Origin of the sequence: Peterkaempfera griseoplana, assembly GCF_001418575.1 — a bacterium.
GTDB lineage: Bacteria > Actinomycetota > Actinomycetes > Streptomycetales > Streptomycetaceae > Peterkaempfera > Peterkaempfera griseoplana.
This window is the reverse complement of the sequence record NZ_LIQR01000409.1, coordinates 1-3,091: the sequence shown is the minus strand read 5'-3', so window position 1 is coordinate 3,091 and position 3,091 is coordinate 1. Positions and strand designations below refer to the sequence as shown.

Annotated in this window: 2 protein-coding genes; one reads left to right on the top strand and one right to left on the bottom strand. The window is 74.4% G+C overall.

From position 1 onward, the window contains the following. Nucleotides 1-899 (top strand): phosphoenolpyruvate--protein phosphotransferase (locus tag AOK09_RS27755; RefSeq protein ID WP_169797073.1); only part of this gene is annotated, 899 nt, incomplete at its 5' end. Between the two features lie 25 nt (nucleotides 900-924). Here the strand turns inward: AOK09_RS27755 and AOK09_RS27750 are convergent. Next, on the bottom strand, nucleotides 925-3,063 hold the full coding sequence (locus AOK09_RS27750) for an acetoacetate--CoA ligase (RefSeq protein ID WP_079063479.1): 2,139 nt from the start codon (nucleotides 3,061-3,063) through the stop codon (nucleotides 925-927). Nucleotides 3,064-3,091 lie beyond the last annotated feature (28 nt).

The following is a 3,091-nucleotide window of genomic DNA, read 5'->3' as shown; positions in this document are numbered from 1 at the left end:
GGGTGTGTATAGGAGACAGGGCCAATGTGGGCGGCCCCGCGGACGTCGCGGCGGCGCTGGAGGCGGGGGCCGAGGGGGTGGGGCTGTTCCGCACCGAGTTCCTCTTCCTGGACGGCTCCGCGACCGCGCCGTCGGAGGAGAGGCAGCTGGCGGCGTACCGGGAGGTGCTGGAGGCGTTCCCGGAGGGGCGGGTCGTGGTCAGGGTGCTGGACGCGGGGGCGGACAAGCCGCTGGACTTCCTCACCCCCGCCCAGGAGCCCAACCCGGCGCTGGGGGTGCGCGGTCTGCGGGCCCTGCTGGACCACCCGGGGGTGCTGCAGACCCAGCTGCGCGCGCTGGCGAGGGCGGCGGAGGGCCTGCCGGTGCATCTGGAGGTGATGGCCCCCATGGTGGCGGACCGGGTGGATGCGCGGGCGTTCGCTCAGGCGTGCCGGGCTGCCGGGCTGCGCGCCAGGGCTGGGGCGATGGTGGAGATCCCGGCGGCCGCGCTGCGGGCACGGTCGATCCTCCAGGAGGTGGAGTTCATCTCGCTGGGCACCAACGACCTGGCGCAGTACGCCTTCGCGGCCGACCGTCAGCTGGGGTCGGTGGCCAGGCTCCAGGACCCCTGGCAGCCGGCGCTGCTGGACCTGGTGGCGGTCGCGGCGGAGGCTGCGCGGACCACGGGCCAGGGGTGCGGGGTGTGCGGGGAGGCCGCGGCCGATCCCATGCTGGCGTGTGTGCTGGTGGGGCTGGGTGTGACCAGTCTGTCGATGGGCGCGGCGGCGCTGCCCTTCGTCCGTACCGCGTTGTCGCACCACACGCTGGCGCAGTGCGAGCGTGCGGCCGCGGCGGCGCGGGCGGTGGACACCGCGGAGGAGGCCCGGGCGGCAGCACATTCGGTGCTGTCCGGGGAGTGAACCGCCCCCGCGGTGCCCGGGCGGGTCACCCGGTGCGGTCGGCGGCGCGCTCGCGGGCCAGCTGTTCGAAGAAGCGCAGGGTGCCGAGGTCGTCGACGGAGCCGGGGTTGACGGCCTGGTCGAGGGCCGCGCCGGCGAGCAGGCGTTTGACGGGGACCTCGATGCGCTTGCCGGTGAGGGTGTGCGGGATGCCGGGGACCGCGATGACCTCGTCGGGGACGTGGCGCGGGGAGAGCTGGTCACGCAGGACGGTGCGGATGCGGCCGCGCAGCGCGTCGTCGAGCCGGGCGCCCTCACTGAGGACGACGAAGAGCGGCATCCAGTAGCCGCCGCCGGGCTCCTCCAGGCCGATGACCAGGGATTCGCGGATCTCGGGGAGGCGTTCGACGACCTCGTAGATGTCGGCCGACCCCATCCGCACGCCCTGCCGGTTGAGGGTGGAGTCGGAGCGTCCGTGGATGACGACGGTGCCGCGGGGGGTGACGGTGATCCAGTCGCCGTGGCGCCAGACCCCGGGGAAGGTCTCGAAGTAGCTCTCCCGGTAGCGGGTGCCTTCGGGGTCGTTCCAGAAGCCGGTCGGCATGGAGGGCAGGGGCTGGGTGACGACGAGTTCGCCGACCTGGCCGATGACGGGCTTCCCGGCGGCGTCCCAGGACTGGACGTCGGCGCCGAGGCAGGGGGCCTGGATCTCGCCGAGGTGGACGGGGAGGGTGGGGACGCCGCCGACGAAGCAGGAGCAGACGTCGGTGCCGCCGCTGACGGAGGCCAGCCAGACGTCGTGCTTGACCTCGTCGTAGATCCAGCGGAAGCCGTCGGGGGGCAGGGGTGAGCCGGTGGTGCCGATGCAGCGGACGGCGGAGAGGTCCAGGTCGCGGCCGGGGTGCAGGCCGGCCTTGCGGCAGGCGATGACATAGGCGGCCGAGGTGCCGAGGACGGTGGCGCCGCTGCGGGCGGCGACGCTCCACAGGGCTCCGGTGCCGGGGTGGCCCGGGCTGCCGTCGTAGGTGACCACCGTGCTGCCGGTGAGCAGTCCGGCCACCAGGAAGTTCCACATCATCCAGCCGGTGGAGGTGTACCAGAGGAAGCGGTCCTGTGGGCCGAGGTCGAGGTGGAGGCCGGCCTGCTTGAGGTGCTCGACGAGGATGCCGCCCTGGCTCTGCACGATGGCCTTGGGCAGTCCGGTTGTCCCGGAGGAGTAGAGCACCCACAGCGGATGGTCGAAGGGGAGCTGTTCGAACTCGGGCCGGGCGACGGGGTGGCCGGTGAGGTCGTCCCACCGCAGCGCCCCGTCGGGGGCGGGCGTGCCGAGGACGGGGACGTGGACCACGGCGCGCAGGCCGGGGAGTTCGCGGCGCAGCTCGGCGACGACCTCGGTGCGGTCGTGGTCCTTGCCGCCGTAGCGGTAGCCGTCGACGGCGAAGAGGACGGCGGGTTCGATCTGCTGGAAGCGGTCGAGGACGCTTCGGGCGCCGAAGTCGGGGGCGCAGGAGGTCCAGACGGCGCCGACGGCGGCGGAGGCCAGGAGGGCCACCACGGCCTCGGGGATATTGGGGAGGTACGCGCTGACGCGGTCCCCGGGCCGGATGCCGAGGCGGCGCAGTTCCGCGGCGAGGGAACCGACCTGGCGGCGCAGTTCGGCCCAGCTGAGCGGCCGGGGGTCCGTGGTGGTCTCGTCGAGGTGGAGGATCGCGGGGGCGTCGGGCGCGGTGTCGGCGTGACGCAGGGCGTGCTCGGCGTAGTTGAGGCGGGCGCCGGGGAACCAGCGGGCGCCGGGCATGGCCGGGTCGGCGAGCACACCCCGGGGCGGGGTGGTGAAGCGGACGTCGAACCACCCGGTGACGGCGGTCCAGAAGCGGTCCAGGTCGGCCACCGACCAGGCGTGCAGGGCGGCGTAGCGGGCGGCGGCGAGGCTGCCGTCCGGGTCGTCGGCGAGCGGGGCGAGGGGTTCGGCGGGGGCGCCGTGGTGGCGGGCGGCCCACTGCTGGAAGGCGGCGATCGTGGTGGTGGCGGCGCGCGCGGGATCAGGGCGCCAGAGGGGGGTGGTCGCCGTGTCGTCCTGCGGCGTAGTGCTCACGGTGGTGTCTCCCGGCCGGAGGGTGGGGCGGGGGTGCGTGCTTGTGGCTGCGACCCGCCCGGGCGGTTCTGACAGGCCAGACCTTGCCATGTGATCGTCGGGTGCGCCAGAGGGGGCC

Coding starts and splice junctions, on each gene's coding strand:
- AOK09_RS27750 (WP_079063479.1), bottom strand. CDS start 3,063: ATGGCAAGGTCTGGCCTGTCAGAACCGCCCGGGCGGGTCGCAGCCACA.